Source organism: Streptomyces sp. IMTB 2501, assembly GCF_001953885.1.
GTDB lineage: Bacteria > Actinomycetota > Actinomycetes > Streptomycetales > Streptomycetaceae > Streptomyces.
In genome coordinates, this window is sequence record NZ_MQUS01000032.1 from 72,470 (window position 1) to 93,510 (window position 21,041).

At 72.8% G+C, this 21,041-nt stretch carries 9 protein-coding genes; 4 read left to right on the plus strand and 5 right to left on the minus strand.

Annotation, left to right across the window (positions count from 1 at the left end; genetic code table 11):
* Window positions 1–128: 128 nt before the first annotated feature.
* A complete protein-coding gene (locus AV521_RS37985; protein WP_076095296.1) occupies window positions 129–557 on the minus strand; it encodes a hypothetical protein in 429 nt (142 codons plus the stop codon).
* A 712-nt stretch (window positions 558–1,269) separates the two neighbouring features.
* Window positions 1,270–1,413: a hypothetical protein gene (locus AV521_RS49715; protein ID WP_179023690.1), complete on the minus strand. Its 144-nt coding sequence runs from the start codon at window positions 1,411–1,413 to the stop codon at window positions 1,270–1,272.
* Between the two features lie 218 nt (window positions 1,414–1,631).
* Here AV521_RS49715 and AV521_RS37990 point away from each other — a divergent pair, with 218 nt between their 5' ends.
* Together AV521_RS37990 and AV521_RS37995 are read left to right on the plus strand one after the other, a co-directional pair.
* A complete protein-coding gene (locus AV521_RS37990) occupies window positions 1,632–2,093 on the plus strand; it encodes a pyridoxamine 5'-phosphate oxidase family protein (protein ID WP_076095297.1) in 462 nt (153 codons plus the stop codon).
* A gap of 425 nt (window positions 2,094–2,518) precedes the next feature.
* Window positions 2,519–3,010: a hypothetical protein gene (locus tag AV521_RS37995; RefSeq protein WP_076095299.1), complete on the plus strand. Its 492-nt coding sequence runs from the start codon at window positions 2,519–2,521 to the stop codon at window positions 3,008–3,010.
* A 43-nt stretch (window positions 3,011–3,053) separates the two neighbouring features.
* Here the strand turns inward: AV521_RS37995 and AV521_RS38000 are convergent, their stop codons facing one another.
* Entirely contained in the window at window positions 3,054–3,410 is a 357-nt protein-coding gene (locus tag AV521_RS38000; protein WP_076095302.1) for a hypothetical protein, read from the minus strand.
* A gap of 451 nt (window positions 3,411–3,861) precedes the next feature.
* Here AV521_RS38000 and AV521_RS38005 point away from each other — a divergent pair, with 451 nt between their 5' ends.
* Window positions 3,862–5,664, plus strand: coding sequence for a CocE/NonD family hydrolase (locus AV521_RS38005; protein ID WP_079249610.1), 1,803 nt, complete (start codon window positions 3,862–3,864; stop codon window positions 5,662–5,664).
* Between the two features lie 594 nt (window positions 5,665–6,258).
* Here the strand turns inward: AV521_RS38005 and AV521_RS48880 are convergent.
* Complete coding sequence (locus AV521_RS48880; RefSeq protein ID WP_143658727.1) at window positions 6,259–6,585, minus strand: hypothetical protein; 327 nt, start codon at window positions 6,583–6,585, stop codon at window positions 6,259–6,261.
* A 975-nt stretch (window positions 6,586–7,560) separates the two neighbouring features.
* Between AV521_RS48880 and AV521_RS38015 the strand changes: the two genes are divergently transcribed.
* Window positions 7,561–10,344, plus strand: coding sequence for an AAA family ATPase (locus tag AV521_RS38015; protein ID WP_076095304.1), 2,784 nt, complete (start codon window positions 7,561–7,563; stop codon window positions 10,342–10,344).
* A 124-nt stretch (window positions 10,345–10,468) separates the two neighbouring features.
* On the opposite strand, the gene AV521_RS38020 is transcribed toward AV521_RS38015, so the two are convergent.
* A complete protein-coding gene (locus AV521_RS38020; protein WP_076095307.1) occupies window positions 10,469–20,959 on the minus strand; it encodes a type I polyketide synthase in 10,491 nt (3,496 codons plus the stop codon).
* Window positions 20,960–21,041: the final 82 nt, after the last annotated feature.

A 21,041-nucleotide genomic window follows, 5' to 3' on the forward strand; every position in this document is an offset into this window, starting at 1 on the left:
AAATTGTTCATTGCTCCCAACCGATGGCCTGCGGCGTCCGGTTGGGCTCTGGAGTGGCACGACGAGTCCAGTCGGTCCCGGCTCTGTTCGGCGGGGTCGGCTGAACTCGTCGTGCGGGGCGGTGCGGGTCAGCGGACCGTCACGTTGAAGACCGGTGAGGCCGTCGTGCCGCTGACGATGCGCAGGTCGTTCTTGCCCTTCAGGCCGAGCTTGACGCCGAGCGAGTAGGAGCCGTTGCGCAGGACCGGCGCGGACGCGGGCAGGCTGACCCACTTGCCGTGCTGCTTCTGCTGCAGAGTCACCTTCGTGCCCGCCTTGATGCCGGTGGTCTTGCCCGTCACCCGGAACAGCTGCCAGGCGCGGACCGAGGACGCCGACGGGGTGGCGGTGATGCCGGCCTTGACGGCCTTCGCGGCCTGGGCCTTGTGTGCAACGGCGACGGGAGACGCGGCCTGCGCGGCGGGGGCGGCGGCCATGGCGGTGCCCGCGAGGGCGATGGAGGCCGCGCCGAGGGCGCCGACGACGGCTATGCGCAGGGAACGGCGCTTCGAGACCATCACAGATATGTCCTTTTCTATGGGTAGGTCGGGTTTTTGCGCTGATAGCGCACTACATGTTGATTGGCGTAGTCATTAGAAGTGACGTCACAGGGACCCCAGGCGTTCATCGGCGCTATGTCGCTGTCTTGTAACAGCACTTGCGTGCTGGCCGCCGACTGTCGGCAGGGGTCAGGCCGCCGGGGCCTGTTCGCGGGGGCAGGGTGGGTATTCCAGGCCGAGTTCGCTGTCGACGGCCCGGCGGGTGCGGGTCGCGGCATCGGCGACCTTCCCCCAGGAGCCTTACCTGGCGTGGAACTGGCCGGCCGTCGGACCGGGCGGGTTGCCGTACTTCGCCAAGTTGCGCGGGGCTGCGGCCCTCCACGCGCATCTCTCAGCGCACGCGGTCCATCGCGCCGATCAGGGCGTGGTAGCGCATGCGGATCTCGCGCGCCTCTGCCCGTTCTTCGGGCTGTCACGGCGGATCTGGCATACCACGGGTTCGGGACTCGTGCACGGTCCCGTGCTGGGTGGCGCCGTGGACAGCGGGGCTACGACGACGGTGCGCTGCGGGAAGCGGGCGCTGAAGGTCGACGAAGACACGGGGCCGGTCTTCGGGTGGGTCCGGCCCGCCTTCTGGTGGCGCGCGCGAAGATCACGCCGGAGAGTGGAGGATCGTACCGGAGGGTGACCGGGGTTCTGACGGCCCCTGGAGCAACCCCCGTCGTCGAGGTCAGGTGCCGGGGTCGTCCGGGTCGGACGGGTCCTGCTCCGTCCGGCGCGCGGAGGACGGGGGAAACAGGAGATCCTCATAGAGGTCCATGGCGAACAGTACGAGCAGCAGCATCACCGGCACGAGCAGGGCTAGCACAACCATGATGCCTCCCGGCACGACAGTGACCACGGGAACGGCAACGGCAATCGGTTCGCTTCCAGCTTGCGCCGAATGGGGGTACTCGGCACGCCGGGACGGCAGGGATGTAGGCCGGTCGAGTGACTCTGTCCGTGAGGTACGGGCTGAGAGGTTTATCCGTCCCTGGGACTAGGTCCGGTGCCCCATGTGCGCTGCGATCATGCTGGCTAGGGTCGGCGCTCATGGAGAACACCGGGATCGTGCGTCGGCAGGTTGTGGAACGTAGGCGCGACACGCTGGAGCGGCTTGCTGCCGAGAGGGATGTATGGGTGTCGACGGCTCACCCCGATCATGGGCCGCATCAGGTGCCCCTGTGGTTCTTGTGGGACGGGCGAGCGGTGTGGATGTGCACCGGCGCCACCTCGGTGACCGCGCGGAACGTCCGTAAGGAGCCGCGCGTGCATCTGGGGCTTCCGGACACCTTCGATGTGGTGCTTCTCCAGGGTGAGGCGGAGTGTTTCCCGGACACGGAGGTGCCCGGGGAAGCGGCGGAAGCCTTCACGGGCAAGTTCGGGTGGGACCCGCGTACGGAAGAGGGGCCTTTCCTGTACATCCGTGTGGTGCCGAAGACCGTGCGCGCGTGGCGCGGCGAGCCGGAACTGCGCGGCAGGCTTATCATGCGCGACGGCACCTGGCTGGAATAGCGGGCTTGGCCCGCGCGTGCTAAGGCCTGTCCGGCGGATCAGGTCGCAGGACGTCGACGGCGCCTCATCAGCGCAGGTGAGCGGGGGCTGGTGCGTCCAACGGCAAGGCGGAGGAGGGCGTCGACGCGGCGCGCCGGTAACCGACGACAACGCCACATATCTGCGTGCCCCCCGGCGCCTGCGACAGGATCCGCCGTCAGGGCCTAGGCGCCGACAGCCTTCCGGACCTTGCGTACGAGCTTGACGATGCCCCAGACGGCCAGGCAGGCCGGGCAGGCAGGCCGGGCCGGGCCGGGCCGGGCCGGGCCGGGCCGGGCAGGAACAGGATCGCCTGCCACCAGGGCATCCTCATCGTTCCGGAGGACGAGTCTCCGTAGTTGTGATGGAAGGACGAGCCGCCGCTGGTAGGGGCGCGGGCCCCGGCCGTGCCGAGCCAGATCCAGGCCAATCCTGCCTCCGTCGCGGACACCGGCGTGATCCCGGAGTTCGTGGTGGTCTACGACCGCGACGGGGGCCAGATGATTCTTCCGCACCTCAACAGCAAGACGGTATTCGCGCTGCACAAGGACGTGGCGGAACTGCGGGCGCTGTGGGAACGGCTGCGCGGCGAGGACTGGACGGCGCTGCCGAAGGTCGCGGCGATGATCGCCAGAACGCGGCGCCATATGAACCGGCAACGCGGGTTCGTGGCCGGGGTGGCGGCCTGGGCCCGTGTCATGGTGACCGGCCTCGTGCTGATCCTCGCCCTGCTGCTCACCGGGGCGCTCGACGGCACCGGCGAAAACACGCTCACCGTGGCGGCCGTGGGCTTCGCGGTCGCGGGTGTGGCGGTGGGCGTCGTACTCGGCCGCCGACTGGCGGGCCAGGGCAAGCCGGCCGCCACGCCGCAGCCACGGCGGAAGGGCTTGCACGAATGAACATCAACGCGAAGGTACGACCGGTCTCTGCCCCGCCGGCAGGCTACTTCTTCGGGAAGAAGTCCAGTACGGCCTGCCCGTCGCGGACTTCCGTCACCCGGAAGCTCAGCCCGTTCAGGCTGCCGGTGCCACCCTCGCTCACCGACGTGGACAGGAACATACCGTCGCCCGAAGCCTGTACGACGACCGAGCTCGCGGTGATGCTCGCGACCTCCAGCGAACCCACCCCGAACCTGCCCTCGACCGGAATGCGCGTCGGTTCCTTCGTGACGAGGATCTGGCAGCGGCCGTCGTAACAGGCACCGACGTCGGTGCCGTCCGCGGCCTGCCCGGCGCCGGATGCCGCGGCGGGCGGGGAAGGTGAGGCGGACCGGGAGCCGGAAGGCGAGACGGACGGCATCGGCGAGGAGGCTGGGGAAACAGCGGACGAGGACGGTGACTTGGCCCCGTTCACGGAGTCGCCGTCCCCTCCTCCGCCGCCCCCTCCACAGGCCGCGAGAGCCACCGCCAAGCCCGATCCCAGTACGGCCACCACACTCCGGTACGCGCCGTTCCTCATCGCTCTGCCTGCCCCTCACCACATGTCTGGCGCCCGCACGCACCACGCGGACCTGTCACGGTCTTTGCGTTCCACGGCCCTTCTACGGACACACCGTGGGACGGGTCCCGAACACACAGGCGCATCATGGCGAGCCGTGCACCCAGGGGCCGCGGAGCCCGCCGAGTGGTGGGTGTCGCCCGGCACTCGGCAGCGAGTCCTGACCTAGCCTGACGGCGCGGTCAAGGCCCATGGCGACGAAACAGGCAGGTGAGCGATGGAATACGGGGCCGTTTTCGATGTGCCGGTACCCATGAAGGACGGCACGGAGTTGTCGACCAGCATCTGGCGGCCGGAGACGGACGAGCCAGTGCCCGCACTGCTCGTACGCACGCCCTACGACAAGGAGACGGGAGGCCTGGGGCCCAGCTCGCCGGCTCTGTCCGCGCTGCTGCGCGGCGGCTACGCGGTCGCCCTCCAGGACTGCCGCGGCACCTTCGCCTCGGCCGGCGTCTTCGTACCGCATGTGCACGACGCGGCGGACGGCGCGGACACGGTGGCCTGGCTGGCCGCGCAGGAGTGGTGCGACGGCAGCGTCGGCATGCTGGGGGCCTCCTACGTCGGCATGGTGCAGTGGCTGGCCGCCGCGTCCGGGGCACCCGAGCTGAAGGCCATCGCGCCCGCGGTGACGTCGGCTGACCTGTACCGGGCGCCCTGGCACTCCCCCGGCGGCGCGTTGTCACTGGACGGCGCGCTCGGCTGGGCCACCATGATGTCCCTCAACGAGGCGCGCCGGGCCCTCGCGCAGGGGCGCGACGTCGCCGAGGACATCGCCGCCCTGGCGGCCCGCCTGGCCGACCGCTCGATCCACAACGAGGCAACCCCGGTCATCGACCAGCCGCTGCTCTCGGCTCACCTGCCGTGGACGGTCGACGTCGGGATCGGTCATCCAGACCGCGACGAGACCTGGCGGGAGATCTCGGCCCTCGACCAGGTCTCCTCGATCACCACGCCCGCACTGCACATCGGCGGCTGGTACGACCTGTTCATCGGCCAGACGCTGCGTTCCTACGGCGAAATGAAGACACGGGCCGGCACGACGGAGGCGCGTGAGGGGCAGCGTCTGGTCATCGGGCCGTGGAGCCACAACCTCAGCGGGTTCCTCGGCTATTTCCCCGACCGGGATTTCGGAATTACGGCCGGTATGGACGCGGCGGCGCTGGCCGAACCGCACATCGCCTTCTTCGACCGCTGGCTGAAGGGACGTCAGGAAGGGCTGGACGGCCGTCTGCCGGTCCGGTTGTTCGTGATGGGGATCGACCGGTGGCGGGACGAGCCGGATTGGCCGCTGCCCGGCACCGATTACACGGCCTACTACCTGGAGGGCGACGGCCCGGCGAACAGCGCGGCGGGCGCGGGGCGGCTGACGACGACCCAGCCGGCCGACGCCTTCGTCGACACCTACCTGTACGACCCGCGTCGGCCCGTGCCCTCGTTCGGCGGCACGATGATGAACACGGGCGGGTACGACGGTCCGGCCGATCAGCGTCCGGTGCACGACCGTGACGACGTGCTGGTCTTCACCACGGACGTGCTGGACGAGCCGGTGGAGGTGACCGGGCCCGTCTCCGCGCGGCTGTTCGTCAGCTCGTCGGCGGTGGACACGGACTTCACCGCGAAGCTGGTGGACGTCCACCCGGACGGCCGGGCGATCATCTTGTGCGACGGCATCCAGCGGATGCGCTACCGCGATTCACTCGCCGACCCGGAGCCGGTGATCCCGGGTGAGGTGTACGAGATCGGGATCGATCTGATCGCGACCTCCACCGTCTTCCTGCCCGGGCACCGGATCATGGTCGAGGTCTCCAGCAGCAACTTCCCCCGCTACGACCGGAACTCCAACACCGGCGGGGTCATCGCCCGGGAGCACCTCTCCGACATGGTGGCCGCGGTCAACCGGATCCACCGCGGCGCCGAGTACCCCAGCCGCGTCGTCCTTCCGGTCATCCACCGCCAGCCGGCACGGCCGGGCGCAGCAGCCGCCGTGCAGTTTGGGCCAGGTGCACCCGTAACCGACCCTGGGAGTCGCCGTACCGGGAAGCCCAGGTCGCGCTGAATCACGGTGAGGCGGTCCTTGAGTGTCGAGTGGTGGGTACAGGGCCGCCGCCGCGAGTTGGAGGCCGACGTGCGAGGTGTGCCCGACCAAGGTACGCAGTACCCGCGGGACGGATCGGGCCGCCTTCTCCAAGGCGCGGAGGTCGGCCTGTGGCGCGGCGGGGTCGAGGGCTTCGGCGAGCCGGGCCGGCGTGCCCAGTTCGTCGTATCGGACGACGCTCGGAGCCGGGTCCCCACCGGTGTACTCGGCGACGCAGCGGCAGTGCGGTGCGGGCCTGGGACCAGGACCGGAGCAGTTCCAGCACGAGTACGGCGGCCCCCATCCCGGGCCGGCCCGGGCCTTCCCGGCACCGCGCCCCCCGGCCTTGCCGGCGACCACGATCCCCCCTGCGCCCTCGGCCGGCACCACCGCTCTCAGGGCGGCCGTCTCAGGCAGGTGCAGCAGCCGGGCGGCGTGCAGCCGGTCGCTCTTGCCGGCGCCGCTGTCCAGGAGCACCTCGACCGCGGCGGGGTCGTCCGCGAAGAGGCGCAGTCCCGCTGCCGGGCGCGCTGCGGGTCCGGTGCGGTGCCTCGCGTGTGGCGAACGCGGCCCGGTTCAGGACCAGCGCCTCCACCGGGGAGTGCGGGCCGGTCTGCTCCAGCCGGAACGCGGTCCGGCCGCCCGGTACGGGTGGCGCGGCAAGTCACTGCGGATCGGAGGGACCGGCATGCCGCTCGGCCCGGCCGTCGTGGTCCGCGCGCAGGGCGACGGCGACCGCGCGTCGACCAGACGCGCCGGTGAGCCGGTCAGCGCCGCCACGGCGGTGATGGTCGCCCCCAGGCTCGCACACCCCTCGATCAGCTCGTCGAACCGCCCGATGACCCTGGTGGCGGCGCCCGCCTCCGGGTCGAGGACGTCCAGCCTGGCGGCCACTTGATGCATGAATCCATCGTGCCGAGCCGTGGCACGCGTCGCCAAGTGCGCGCAGTTCCCCACCAGTTCTCCCGCGAAGGGAAAAACTCGTGTGCCGGCATGCCGTGCCGCCGTGTCCGACGAACCACCGACGGCCGAGTACCGGCTTCGGGCAGGTCAGGCGGGCAACGTGGGGTGTTTCGTGGCGCCCGCAGCTGCCGCTGACGTTGGTGGGCGACGGTGACGGCATTCCTGACGGAGCACTGAGAGTCAGAGGCCCCCAGGACAATGCGCGTTGCCCGAACGGGCAGCGGAAGCGCTTTCCCGTGACCGAAGTCACGATTGACCGTGCCCGGTTCCTTTCCTTAACCATCCGGTAAATCAACGGACTGTATAAGGACGTCCCACCGGACCATGCGAAGCGTAGGCAAGAGGCAGCAGAAGACGGCAGTTGACAACGTTGGCCTAGACAGATAGCGTCTCTTTCTGCTAAGAGCACCCAATCTTGATTTGGCACTCGACCAGCAAATCCGCGGGCGACCGAAACAAAGCCAGCCAGAATATGACCGAAACCATTCGGTCCATGGATTTCCAACCGTCCGCGGTTGTAGCGGCGGTGAGCATCGGCACGGCAATGCGGACAGGCATTGCGACCGTCCGCAGGTACGCGACAAAACAGGGGACCACAGGATGCGACGCGTCTATCACGGTGCGGTTGGGAACGCCGGCAGACAGACGGACGTCGTTCGTGGCGCCGGCGTGGCGGTGTGGTGACACACCCTGCCCCGGGGCACGCCCTGACGGCGGGCCTGACCAGCCGGTTCCGCTTCCGTTTCACATCCTGTCAGATGCCATTCGCCAGGCCTCGGAAAAGTCCGGCGAGCCGCCTTTGCGGCAGTGCCGCCGCCCTCACAAACTCTCCCACGGACCGTCGCGCGCCGCCGTCTCGTGACGTGGGAAACGGGGCATGACGTCGCTCGGAAAAACAATCTAGGGGGACTCACGATGCAACTTTTCGGTCGTTCGAGGGAACTACAGGTCCTGGGCGAGGCGTTCACCGACAGCGCGGGGGGACACGGCCGGCTCGTGATCGTCACAGGCGGCCCCGGATCGGGCAAGACCCACCTGGTGCATGAATTCCTCACCACGCTGAGCAGCACCGATGCGCGCATACTGACCGGTACGACATGCGCGACGGAGCAGGATCGTCCGATGAGCCTCGTCGGGCAATTACTGCGCAACGCCGAGGTGGAGTGCGGAGCACCCCAGCACGCCCCGCCCGTAATGAACTCCCCGGTGGAAACCCACCGTTCCTGGCCGTCCGGGCACCGTCTCGGGCACGCGCCCGACGGAGAACGGGCGGCCGATGCCCTCCTGCGCCTGGCCGACGAGCGCCCTCTGGTCATCGCCGTGGACGACGCCCACGCCATGGACCGGGCCTCCTTCCAGACGATCGTCCGTCTGCTGCGCCGCAGCCGCTCCCGGCGCCTGCTCGTGGTGTGCGCCACGTCAGGACACTTCAGCGACATACGCTCGCCCGCGCACACGGAACTCCTGCGCCAGCCGCACCGACGGGTACGGCTGGCGCCGCTGTCGGAGGCGAGCGTCGGCGAACTGCTCGCCGCCCAGGCCGGACACACCCTGCCGGGCCCCGTCCGCGGCGCCTACCACCGGGCCACCGCGGGCAACCCCCTTCTGGTGCATGCCCTGTTGGACGACAGCACACGCTTCGGCCCCGAGGTCGGCCGGCCCGTCGCCGGCGCCGCCTACCGCCAGGCCGTGCTGTCGCTGCTGCACCGCGGTGACGCGAGCCACGTCCGAGTGGCCCGCGTCCTGGCCGCGCTCGGCAGCCTGGCGGGGACCGTCGCCGTCGGAGAGCTGACCGGCACCACCGCGGCGGGCACCCAGGAAGCCGTCGACGCCCTCAACTCCTCGGGGCTGCTGAACTCTCGCGCATTCCGGCACCCGACCGCCGCGGCGGCCGTCCTGGAGGACATGTCCGCCGCCGAGCGCACCGAGCTGCACGGCCGGATCGCCCACCTGCTGTACCGCTCCGGCGTACCCGCCGTACAGGTGGCGCGGCACCTCCATGCCGCGGGCCTCGTCCCGGAGGGCTGGGGCGCGGGGATCCTGCGCGCCGCCGCGGAACAGGCGCTCGCCGCGGACGATGTGGAGCGCTGCACCGACTACCTCGGCCTGGTCCTGCGCGACTGCGCCGACGACCGCGAACGCCACGCTCTGTCGGTGGCACTGGCCCGCGCGGAATGGCGCACCAACCCGGCAGCCGCCGGACCGCATCTGGAGCCACTGCGCAAGGACGCCCTCGACGGCGGCCTGAACATGCGGGACACCGCCACCGTCCTGCGCTACATGCTGTGGCGGGGCGACACCGAGCTGGCCGCCCAGGCCGTCGCGAGCCTCGTCCACGCGCAGTCTCCCACCGACGCCCAGATCGTCGCCGAGGTGGAGTTCGTACGCCAGTGGTTCTACGGCGTGGCGCTCCCCGGCAAGGGCGCCCCGGTCGCCGGCCTCGACCCTCGCCGCCGCCATGTGCAAGCAGACACCAGCGGACTGGGTGCCCGCCTCGCCGCGCTCATCGGCGGCGAGGCGACCGACGAGTCGGCGGCGGCGGTCGCCCAGGCTCTCCAGGGACATCAACTCGACCATCTCAACCTGGAGTTGGTCGCCATGTCGCTCCTGGCGATCGCCCACGCGGACCGGCCGGCGCTCGCCGCCGAGGCCTGCGACGCGCTGCTGGAGTGCGCGGTGGAGCGCCGCGCGACCACCTGGCAGGCCCTGCTCGGCAGCATCCGGGCGGAAATCGCCCTGCTCCAGGGGGACGTGACCACCGCGTCGCAGGGCGCGCTCACCGCTCTCGGCATCCTGAGCGCCCAGAGCTGGGGGGTGCTCGTCGGTCTCCCATTGTCGACGGCGATCGCCGCGTACACCGCCATGGGTTCCTACGCCGAGGCCGAGGAACTGCTCGGCCACGATGTGCCCGAGCCGATGTTCCGCACCGTGTTCGGCATCCAGTACCTACGGGCCCGCGGGCACCACTACCTCGCCACCGACCGTCCCTTCGCCGCGCTCAACGACTTCGAGACCTGCGGGCGACTCCTGCGCGAAGGCAACCCCAGTCTCCAGAAGGGCATTCCATGGCGGTCCGACCTGGCCCTGGCCAACCTGCGGATCGGCAAGGCCCGTACGGCCCGGGAGTGGGCCGAGGAGCAGCTGCGGCTGCCCGGCGGCCACAGCTCCCGGGCCCGCGCCATGGCGCTGCGCCTGCTCGCCGCGACCTGCAAGCCGCACCGCCGGGCCTCGCTGCTGCGCGAGTCGATCGACCTGCTCAAGACCTGCGGTGACCGGTACGCGCTGGCACAGGCGTACGCCGACCTGTCCGCCGCGCACTACGAGCTGGGAGAGTACGCCCGGGCCAGGCTGGTGGCGCGGCAGGCGGCGCAGGAGGCCGAGGCCTGCCGCATCGAGTCGCCGGTCGACGCGCATCTGCTGGAGGATCCGGTACGGCCCGAGAGTTCCGAGGCTGAGGACGGCCCCGCCATCCTCAGCGACGCGGAGTGCCGGGTCGCCGGGCTGGCCGCGCTCGGGTACACCAACCGCGAGATCAGCGGCCGTCTCCACGTCACGATCAGCACGGTGGAGCAGCACCTCACCCGGGTCTACCGCAAGCTGCAGGTGGCCAGCCGTTCCGAGCTGCCGTCGAAGATGCTGGAGCACCGCATACCGAAGCTCTCGGACCGCTGGGCCAGCACCCACACGTCCACGGGCTGACAGCACGTCCCTTCTTCGTGCCCGCTCTGAGAGCGCTCCCTCTCGTCGTCCACGCAACGGAGCGCGGCCCCACCGGTGACTCCACCGGTGGGGCCGCGCTCCGTCAGCCGTGCGGACACAGACCTCAGTTGAAGCTGCCGAGTTCGTCGTCGAGGATGCCGAAGAGTTCGTCGGCCGTGGCCGTCTCCAGCCCCTTGTCACCGCTGCTCACGGTGCCGCTCTCCTGCCACTGCCCCGTACCGTCCCACCGGGCGCTGAGGGTGCGCAGCCGGGCGGCCACCCGGGCCCGCTGCTCCTCGTCGAACGCGGCCGAGTCCAGCGCCGCGCCCAGCACCTCCTCCAGCCGGACCACTTCGGCCTCGGCGTCGACGAGATCACTGGAGGTGTCCCCGCCCAGTTCCTCGAAGAGGTGCCGGGCGAGGGCCTCGGAGGTCGGGTAGTCGAAGGTGAGGGTCGTGGACAGCCGCAGGCCGGTGTCGGCGCTGAGCCGGTTGCGAAGTTCCAGCGCCGCCATCGAGTCCACTCCGAGGTCGCCCAGGGAGCGCTGGGGGTCGACGGCGCTGCCGGAGCCATGGCCGAGGACGTCGGCGACATGTCCGCACACCGTCTCCACCAGCAGCTTCTGCGCGTCGGCACCGTTCAGCCGGGCCAGCCGCTCCGGCAGCGCCGCGACGGACGCCGGCGCCTCGGTGGCCGTGCGTACGGTGCGTCGTACGGCCGTCGGGGCGAGGCCGCGTACGAGGGCGGGGGCGTCGTCGGTGACCTGGACGCGGACCGGCAGCAGCAGGGCCCGGTCGGCGGCAGGGGTGCCGGGGGCTGTGAGCGCCCGGTCGAACAGGGCCAGTGCCCGGTCGGCGGGCAGCGGCAGGATGCCGTCGCGGGCCAGCCGGCGCAGCTCGGTCTCGCCGAGCCCGGCCGCCATGCCCTCGCCCGTGTCCCACAGTCCCCAGCCCAGCGAGAGGGCCGGGAGCCCCTCGGTTCGGCGCCGCGCGGCCAGGGCGTCCAGGAAGGCGTTCCCAGCGGCGTAGTTGGCCTGGCCCGCGGCGCCCAGGGTGCCGGCGGCGGAGGAGAACAGGACGAACGCGGCGAGGCCGAGGTCACGCGTCAGCTCGTGCAGATGCCACGCGGCGTCGGTCTTGGGCCGCATGACCGCCGTCAGCCGCTCGGGGGTGAGGTCGGTGAGCAGCCCGTCGTCCAGGACACCCGCCGCGTGCACCACGGCGGTCAGCGGGTGCCGGGCCGACACGGACGCGAGCAGTCCGGCCAGTGCGGCCCGGTCGGTGACGTCACAGGCGGCCACGGTCACGGTCGCCCCCAGGGCGGCAAGGTCGTCCAGGGCACCGGGCTCGGGCAGCCGCCCGGCGCGCCCGGCCAGCAGCAGATGGCGTACGCCGTGCTGCGTGACCAGGTGCCGGGCGAGCAGCCGGCCGAGGCTGCCGGTGCCGCCGGTGACGAGGACGGTGCCCTCCGGGTCCAGGGCGGGCGCACCGGCCGGCTCCTCCGCGCCGGTCCTGGCCAGTTCCGGTACGTACACCGTGCCTGCCCGCAGGGCGAGTTCGGGTGCGCCGGTGGCGACGGCTGCCGGGAGGGCGGCGGCCGAGGCCGGGTCGTCGTCGGTGTCGACGAGCACGAACCGGCCGGGGTGCTCGACGGCGGCCGCCCGGACCATGCCCCAGATCACGGCCTGCGCCGGGTCGGGCGCACCGTCGGCGGCGACGGCGACGGCCGACCGGGTCAGCACCACCAGCGGCTCGCCCGGTGTGTCGGCGAGGTGCCGCTGCAGGCAGGCGAGTGCCTGTACGGCGGTCTCGCGGGCCAGTGACGGCAGATCGGCGCCTGAGCCTCCGTCGACGGTCACGGCGAGGGTGCGGGGCGCGGGGCCGCCGGCACTCACCGTCAGCGGCGTCCACCGCACCCGGAACAGATCGCCCGGCGCGGGCGCGGCCGCGTTCAGCTGCTCGGCGGTCACCTGGCGGATGCGCAGCGAGGTCACCTCGGCCACGGGCGACCCGGCGCCGTCATACAGGCGCAGGGTCATGTGGTCGGTGCCGTGCGGGGTGAGCCGCAGCCGGACCGCCGTGGCGCCGGTCGCGTACAGGGTGACGCCTTCCCAGGAGAAGGGCAGGGTCATCACGGTCGGGTCCTGGCCGTCGAGCAGGTCGATGGCGTGCAGCGTGGAGTCGAGCAGCGCCGGGTGCAGTCCGAAGCCGTCGGCCGCGTCGGCGTCGGGCAGGGCGAGTTCGGCGCACACCTCCTCGCCGAGCCGCCAGGCGCCGCGCAGGCAGCGGAACAACGGGCCGTAGTGGTAGCCCTGTTCGGCCAGGTGGTCGTAGGTGCCGGTGACGTCCACCGGTACGGCCCCCGCGGGCGGCCAGGAGGTTACGGCGGCCGGTTCGGGTGTGGTGCGCGGGGCGAGGACGCCGGTGGCGTGCCGGGTCCACTCGCCGTCCGTGCCCTCCGGGCGGGCGTGCACGGTCAGTTGCCGGCGGCCGTCGGCGCCGGGGGCCGCGGCGGCCACCTGGAGGTGGACGGCGCCGTGCTCGGGCACGACCAGGGGCCGTTCCAGGGTGAGTTCCTCCACCTGCGGGCAGTGGGTGCGGTCGCCGGCCTGGACGGCCAGTTCCACGAAGGCGCTGCCCGGGACCAGGACGACGCCCGCCACGGCGTGGTCGGCGAGCCACGGGTGGGTGGCCAGGGACAGACGGCCGGTCAGGGCCACCCGGTCGTCGCCGGCGAGTTCGATCGCGGCGCCGAGCATCGGGTGCCCGGCCGGAGCCTGGCCCAGCCCGCCCGCGTCGGTGGCCGCGCCGGGCGCGTCGTCCAGCCACAGCCGCTGCCGCTGGAAGGCGTAGGTCGGCAGGTCGGTACGGCGGGCGCCGGTGCCGGCGAACACGCCGTTCCAGTCGACGGTCAGACCGCGGACGTGGGCGCTACCGAGGAGAGTGGCGAAGGTCTGTTCCTCGTCGCGGTCGCGGCGCAGCGCCGGGACGAACGCCGACCGTTCGGCGTCCACGACGGCGTGGGCGCCCATGGCCGACAGGACGGCGTCGGGGCCGAGTTCGAGGAAGGTGCGTACTCCGTCGGCCTCCAGCGTGCGGACGCCGTCGCCGAAGCGGACCGCCTCGCGGGCGTGTCGTACCCAGTACCCGGGCTCGCACAGCTCGTCCTCGCCGGCGCGCGCTCCGGTCACGTTGGAGACGACCGGGACCGCGGGCGGCGCGTACCGGAGTTCCCGGGCGGTCTTCTCGAACTCCGCCAGCATCGGGTCCATCAGCGGGGAGTGGAAGGCGTGGCTGACCCGCAGCCGCTTGGTACGGCGGCCGGAGAAGGACCCGGCCACAGCCTCTACGGCGGCCTCGGTGCCGGAGACGACGACGGCACGGGGTCCGTTGACGGCGGCGACGGACACCTCGGGGCCGAGATACGGGAGCACCTCGTCCTCGGTGGCGTCGACGGCGAGCATCGCGCCCCCGGCGGGCAGGGCCTGCATCAGCCGGCCGCGCGCGGCGACCAGCCGGGCGGCGTCGGCCAGGTCCCAGACGCCCGCGACATGCGCGGCGGTCAGTTCGCCGATGGAGTGCCCGGCCAGCCAGTCCGGGCGGACGCCGTGGGACTCCAGCAGCCGGTACAGAGCCGTCTCCACGGCGAACAGGGCGCTCTGGGTGTACATGGTGTGGTCGAGCAGGGCGGCTTCCTCGGTGCCGGGCTCGGCCCACATCACGTCCCGCAGCGGGCGGTCGAGGTGGGCGTCGAGCGCCTGGCAGACCTCGTCCAGCGCCGTGCGGAAGGCGGGGTGAGCGGCGTACAGTTCGCGGCCCATGCCCGCCCGCTGCGCGCCTTGGCCAGTGAAGAGGAAGGCGGTGTTGCCGCCGGCGGGTCGGCCCCGGACCACGGTGTCGGAGGCGGTGCCGTCGGCCAACGCGGTGAGTGCGGCCAGGAGTTCGTCCCGGTCACGAGCCACCACCGCGCCCCGGTGGGTGAGGGCGGCGCGGCCCGTGGCCAGGGAGCGGGCGAGGTCGGGCAGGGGCTGGCCGGCCACCTCGCGGAGCCTCGCGGCCTGGGCGGACAGTGCCTCGGGGGTGGCACCGGAGAGCACGAGCGGCAGAAGCGGGGCCGGGGCCGGTTCCGTGTCGGCCACGGCCTCGTCGGCCGGTGCCTCCTCGATGATCGTGTGCACATTGGTGCCGCTGATGCCGAAGGACGACACACCGGCGCGGCGCGGGCGGTCCGTCGCCGGCCAGCCCCGCTCCTCCGTCAGCAGGCGCACGCTTCCGGCATCCCAGTCGACCTTCGTGGACGGCGCGTCGACGTGGAGGGTCCTCGGCAGGACGCCGTTGCGCATCGCCATGACCATCTTGATGACGCCGGCGACTCCGGCGGCGGCCTGGGCGTGTCCTATGTTGGACTTGATCGAGCCCAGCCACAGCGGGGCTTCGCGGTCCTGGCCGTAGGTGGCCAGCAGCGCCTGCGCCTCGATCGGGTCCCCCAGCGTCGTACCCGTGCCGTGTGCCTCCACCGCGTCCACGTCGGCGGCCTCCAGGCGTGCCGCCGCCAGCGCCTGCCGGATCACCCGCTGCTGTGAGGGACCGTTGGGCGCCGTGAGGCCGTTGGACGCACCGTCCTGGTTGACGGCGGAGCCGCGGACGACGGCCAGCACCGGATGCCCGTTGGCCCGCGCGTCCGACAACCGCTCCAGGACGAGCATGCCGGCGCCCTCGGACAGGGCCGTGCCGTCCGCGCCGTCGGCGAAGGATTTGGCGTGGCCGTCGGCGGCGAGGTTGCGCTGCCTGCTGAAGTCCACGAACGTGTCGACGGTCGACATGACGGACACACCGCCGGCCAGCGCCAGGGCGCACTCGCCCTGCCGCAGCGCCTGTGCGGCCAGGTGCAGCGCCACCAGGGACGACGAGCACGCCGTGTCGACGGTGAGGGTGGGGCCCTCCAGACCGAGGGCGTAGGCGACCCGGCCGGAGGCCACGCTGCCGAGGCTGCCGTTGCCGAGGTAGTCGCGAACGGACTCGGGGACGCGCCGCAGCCGGCTGCCGTAGTCGTGGTACATGACGCCCGCGAAGACACCGGTACGGCTGCCGCGCAGGGAGTGCGGGTCCATACCGGCCCGTTCCAGCGCCTCCCAGGACGTCTCCAGCAGCAGCCGCTGCTGCGGGTCCATGGCCAGGGCCTCGCGCGGGCCGATGCCGAAGAAGTCGGGGTCGAAGTCGGCGGCGTCGTACAGGAATCCGCCCGCCCGGGTGCTGCAGTGGCCCGCCTTGCCGGGCTCGGGGTCGTAGAGGCCGTCCAGGTCCCAGCCGCGGTCGGCGGGGAAGGCGCCGATGCCGTCGCCGCCGTCGGCGAGCAGTCGCCACAGGTCCTCGGGTGTGCTGACGCCGCCGGGGTAGCGGCAGGCCATGGCGACGATGGCGACCGGTTCGTCCGCTTCCCGCACGACCACCTCGGTGACGGCCTCGGCCTGTGCGCCGAAGAGTTCCGTCCTCAGGTAGCCCACGAGCGTGCCCGCGTCGGGGTAGTCGAAGACCAGCGTGGCGGGGAGCCGCAGGCCGACGGCGTTGCCGAGCCGGTTGCGCAGTTCCACCGCGGTCAGCGAGTCGAAGCCGGACTCGCGGAACGAGCGGCGCACATCGAGCGTCATGTCGCTGCCGTGCCCGAGCACGGCGGCCACGTGGGTGCGGACCAACTCCAGGAGAATCGCGTCCCGTTCGGCGGGGCCGAGGGCGGCCAGCCGGTCGGCGAGCGACGCCGAGTCGTTGCGGGAGGCCGCCGTGCGCCGGACGCGTGTCGGCACGAGGCCGCGCAGTACGGCCGGGACCTCGGCGGCGCGGCGCAGGACTGTCAGGTCCAGGCCGATCGGAAGGAGCAGTGGCTCGTCGGCGGCCAGGGCGGCGTCGAGCAGGCGCAGGCCCTCCTCGGTGGGGATGGGGCGGACGCCGGCGCGCGCCATGCGCTCCACGTCGGCGTCGGTGAGGTGGGCGGTCAGTCCCGTGCGCTGCTCCCAGAAACCCCAGGCCAGCGAGTGGGCGGGCAGGCCGTGGTGCCTGCGGTGGGCGGCCAGCGCGTCGAGGAAGGCGTTGGCGGCGGCGTAGCCGGACTGCCCGGCGCCGTCGACCGTGCCGGCGGCGGAGGAGAACAGGACGAACGCGGCGAGGTCGAGGCCGCGCGTCAGCTCGTGCAGATGCCAGGCCGCGTCGGCTTTGGGACGCAGTACGGCGTCCAGGCGGTCGGGCGTCTGGTCGGTCACCAGTCCGTCGTCGAGGACGCCGGCGAGATGGACGACGGCGGTCAACGGATGGGCGGTGGGCAAATCGGCGATGAGTCCGGCCAGTTGGTCTCGGTCGGCGGCGTCGCAGCGGGCCACGGCGATCTCCGCGTCGACGTCCGCGAAGTCGTCGGCGGCGGTGCCGCTGCGCCCGGCCAGCACGAGGTGGCGTACGCCGTGCTCGGCGACCAGGTGCCGGGCGACCAGCGCACCGAGGACTCCGGTGCCGCCGGTGATGAGCACGGTGCCGTCCGGGTTCAGGGTCGGCGCCTGCCCGCCCGGCGTGGCACGGGCGAGCCGGGGGACGCGCACCGCGCCGTCGCGCAGGGCGAGTTGGGGCTCGCCGCTCGCCTCGGCGGCGGCCACGGCGGCACCCGCGTCGCCGTCACCGTCGCCGGAGTCCACGAGCACGAACCGCCCGGGATGCTCGCCCTGTGCGGCCCGGACCAGTCCCCACACGGCGGCGCCCGCCAGGTCGGTGACGTCGTCATCACCCACCGCCACGGCCCCCTGGGTGAGCACCAACAGCCTTGCCGTCGCCGTGCGTTCGTCGGCAAGCCAGTCCTGTACGGCGGTCAGGACCCGCTCGGCCGCTCGGCGGGAGCCGGTGACCGGGTCACCGCCACCGACCGGGAGCACCACCCATGCGGGCATCGTGTCCAGGTCCTGCTCGCCCAGTACGGCGTACTGGGGTGCGGGCGCCTCGGGCACGGGCAGCGCCGGCCACTCCAGGTGGTACAGGTCGTCCGTGTGGGCCGTAGAAGCGAGGGCGGCCGGGTCGACGGGCCTGGAGGCCAGGGCCTCGACCTCGGCGACCGGGGCGCCGGTCGGGTCGGCGAGCTGGAGGGAGAGTGTCTCGCCACCGTGCAGTCGGACCCGCAGGGCGGTGGCTCCGGCCGCGTACAGCGAGACCCCGGTCCAGGCGAAGGGCAGCCGGGCGGTGTCCTGGGCGTCGGTGCCGAGGCCGTCGGCGTGCAGGGCCGCGTCGAACAGGGCCGGGTGCAGGGCGAAGGATTCGGCCTCCACGGGCAGTTCCACCTCGGCGAAGGTCTCCTCGCCCCGCCGCCAGGCCGCACGCAGGCCCTGGAAGGCGGGCCCGTAGTCGTAGCCGAGGCCGGCCAGCTGGGCGTAGGCGTCCTCGACCGGTACGGGCTCGGCGCCCTGCGGCGGCCAGGCGGTGAGGTCGAAGGCGGGCTCGGCGGTCTGCGGGGCGAGCAGGCCGGTGGCGTGCAGGGTCCAGGCGGTGCCGTCGGCGCCTTCGGGGCGGGAGTGGACGGTCAGCGCGCGGTGTCCGGTGTCGTCGGCGGCGGCCACGTGCAGCTGCAGCTGGACCGCGCCCCGGTCGGACAGCACCAGCGGTGCCTGGAGGGTGAGTTCGGCGAGGTGTCCGCAGCCGAGGTCGTGGCCGGCGCCGAGCGCCAGCTCGACCAGGGCGGTGCCGGGCAGCAGGGTGGTGCCGGAGACGGCGTGGTCGGCCAGCCAGGGGGCGGTGGCGGTGGAGAGGCGGCCGGTGAACAGGGTGCCGCCCTCGGCGACGGGGACGGCGGCGCCCAGCAGCGGGTGCCCGGTGGTCTGCAGCCCGGCGGCGGTGACGTCGCCGGTGGTGGCGGAGCGGCCGAGCCAGTAGCGCTCGCGCTGGAAGGCGTAGGTGGGCAGGTCGGCGGAGCGGACCGGCATGCCGGTGAACACGGCCGGCCAGTCGACCGGGACGCCGGCGACGAAGGCTTCGCCCAGGGCGGCCAGGATGCGCTCGGGGCCGCCGTTGTCGCGCTGCAGCGAGCCGAGACCGGTGATGTCGGCGCCCGCCGAGTCGGCGGTCTCCGCGATGCTGTGCAGCAGCACCGGGTGCGGGCTGCACTCCACGAACACCCCGTACCCGGATTCGAGCAGGGTGCGGGTGGTCGGCTCGAACAGCACGCTCTGGCGCAGGTTGGTGTACCAGTAGCCGGCGTCCAGGCCGGTGGTGTCGATCCGGGCGCCGGTGACGGTGGAGTAGAACGGCACCTCGGCGGGCCGGGCCCGCACGCCCGCCAGGTCGGCGAGCAGCTGTTCCCGGATCGACTCGACGTGCGCGGAGTGCGAGGCGTAGTCCACGGGGAGCCGCTTGGCCCGGTCGCCGCCGGACACGATCGTCTCGCGGAGTTCGTCCAGGGCGTCGGCGTCGCCGGACAGCACCACGGAGGCGGCGCCGTTGACGGCGGCCACCGAGACCCGGCCGTCGTGGCGGGCGATGAGCTCGCGCACCCGTGCCTCGGGCAGGGCCACCGACATCATGCCGCCGCGGCCGGAGAGTTCCCGGGCGATGGCCTGGCTGCGCAGGGCCACGACGCGGGCGCCGTCGGCGAGGGAGAGCGCGCCGGCCACGCAGGCGGCGGCGATCTCGCCCTGGGAGTGGCCGACGACCGCGGCGGGCCGGACCCCGTGCGCGCGCCACACCTCGGCGAGCGACACCATGATCGCCCACAGCACGGGCTGGACGACGTCCACCCGCTCCAGCGGCTGCCGCGCCCGTACGGTCTCGATGAGGTCCCAGTCGGTGACGGGCGCGAGGGCCGCGGCGCAGTCGGCCATGGTGGCGGCGAACACCGGGGAGGTGTCGAGGAGTTCGGCGGCCATGCCGGCCCACTGGGAGCCCTGGCCGGGGAAGACGAAGACGATCCGGGACTCCCCCACCGGCCTGCCGCGCACCACGTTCGGTGCGGCGTCACCCTGGGCGAGTGCGCTCAGGCCCGCAGTGAGGGCGGGCAGGTCGGCGCCGGTGACGACGGCCCGCTCGTCCAGTGCGGCGCGCCCGGTGGCGAGGGTGTGGGCGACGTCGGGGACGGGGTCGGTGCCGGTGGCGAGGTGGTCGAGGAGAAGACGGGCCTGGGCGGCGAGGCCCTGCTCGCCCTTGCCGGACAGCACCAGCGGGAGGGGTCCGGTCCAGGAGGGCTCCTCGGCGCGGGCCCCGGGCTCGGGGGCGGCCTCCACGATGACGTGGGCGTTGGTGCCGCTGATGCCGAAGGAAGACACGGCGGCGCGGCGGGGCTCGCCGTCCGCTGTGCGCCAGTCGCGCGCCTCGCCGAGCAGTTCTACGGCGCCGGCCTCCCAGTCGACCTGGGAGGTGGGCCGTTCGGCGTGCAGGGTCCTGGGCAGCCGGCCGTGCCGCATCGCCATCACCATCTTGATGACGCCCGCGACACCGGCGGCGGCCTGGGTGTGCCCGATGTTGGACTTGACCGAGCCGAGCCACAGCGGCTCGCCATCAGGCCGGTCCTGTCCGTAGGTGGCCAGCAGGGCCTGCGCCTCGATCGGGTCACCCAGCGGGGTGCCGGTGCCGTGCGCCTCGACGGCGTGCACCTGGCGGGGTTCCAGACGGGCGTTGGCGAGGGCCGCGCGGATGACGCGCTGCTGGGAGGGGCCGTTGGGGGCGGTGAGCCCGTTGGAGGCGCCGTCCTGGTTGACGGCGGTGCCACGCACCACGGCCAGCACGCGATGGCCGTTGCGCCGGGCGTCGCTGAGCCGTTCCAGCAGGATCAGTCCGGCGCCCTCGCCCCAGCCGGTGCCGTCCGCGCCCTCCGCGAAGGACTTGCAGCGGCCGTCCTCGGCGAGGCCGCGCTGGCGGGAGAAGTCGATGAAGGTGTCGGGCGTGGACATCACGGTCACGCCGCCCGCGAGGGCCAGGCCGCACTCGCCGGTGCGCAGCGCCTGCACCGCGAGGTGGAGGGCGACGAGCGAGGAGGAGCAAGCGGTGTCGACGGTGACGGCGGGCCCTTCCAGGCCGAGGATGTACGACACGCGTCCGGAGGCGACGCTGCCCAGGTTGCCGTTGCCGAGGTAGCCCTCGACGCCTTCGGGCACGTCGGTGAGCCAGCTGCCGTAGTCGTGGTACATGACGCCCGCGTAGATGCCGGTCCGGCTGCCCTTGAGGGTGTGCGGGTCGATGCCGGCGCGTTCGAAGGACTCCCAGGCGGTCTCCAGCAGCAGCCGCTGCTGGGGGTCCATGGCGATGGCCTCGCGCGGGCTGATGCCGAAGAAGCCCGGGTCGAACTGCGGGGCGTCGTAGAGGAATCCGCCCTCGCGCACATGGGTCTTGCCGGGGGCGTCGGGGTCGGGGTCGTAGATGCCTTCGACGTCCCAGCCGCGGTCCGCGGGGAAGTCGCCCACGGCGTCGGTGCCGGAGTCGACCAGCTGCCACAGCTGCTCGGGCGTACTGACGCCGCCGGGGTAGCGGCAGCTCATCGCGACGATCGCGACGGGTTCCTGCGCCGCCTCGGTGATCTGGGCGTTCTGCTGGCGCAGCCGCTCGTTCTCGAGCATTGACTCGCGCAGCGCCTCGACGATCTGCTCGACGGATGTGTCCACGGTCGGTGTCGCTCCCTGCTGGCTCGGCGGCGCTGGTGACGCGGTGGAGGGTGCGCCGGACTTGGGGTGCCCCGGTGCCGGA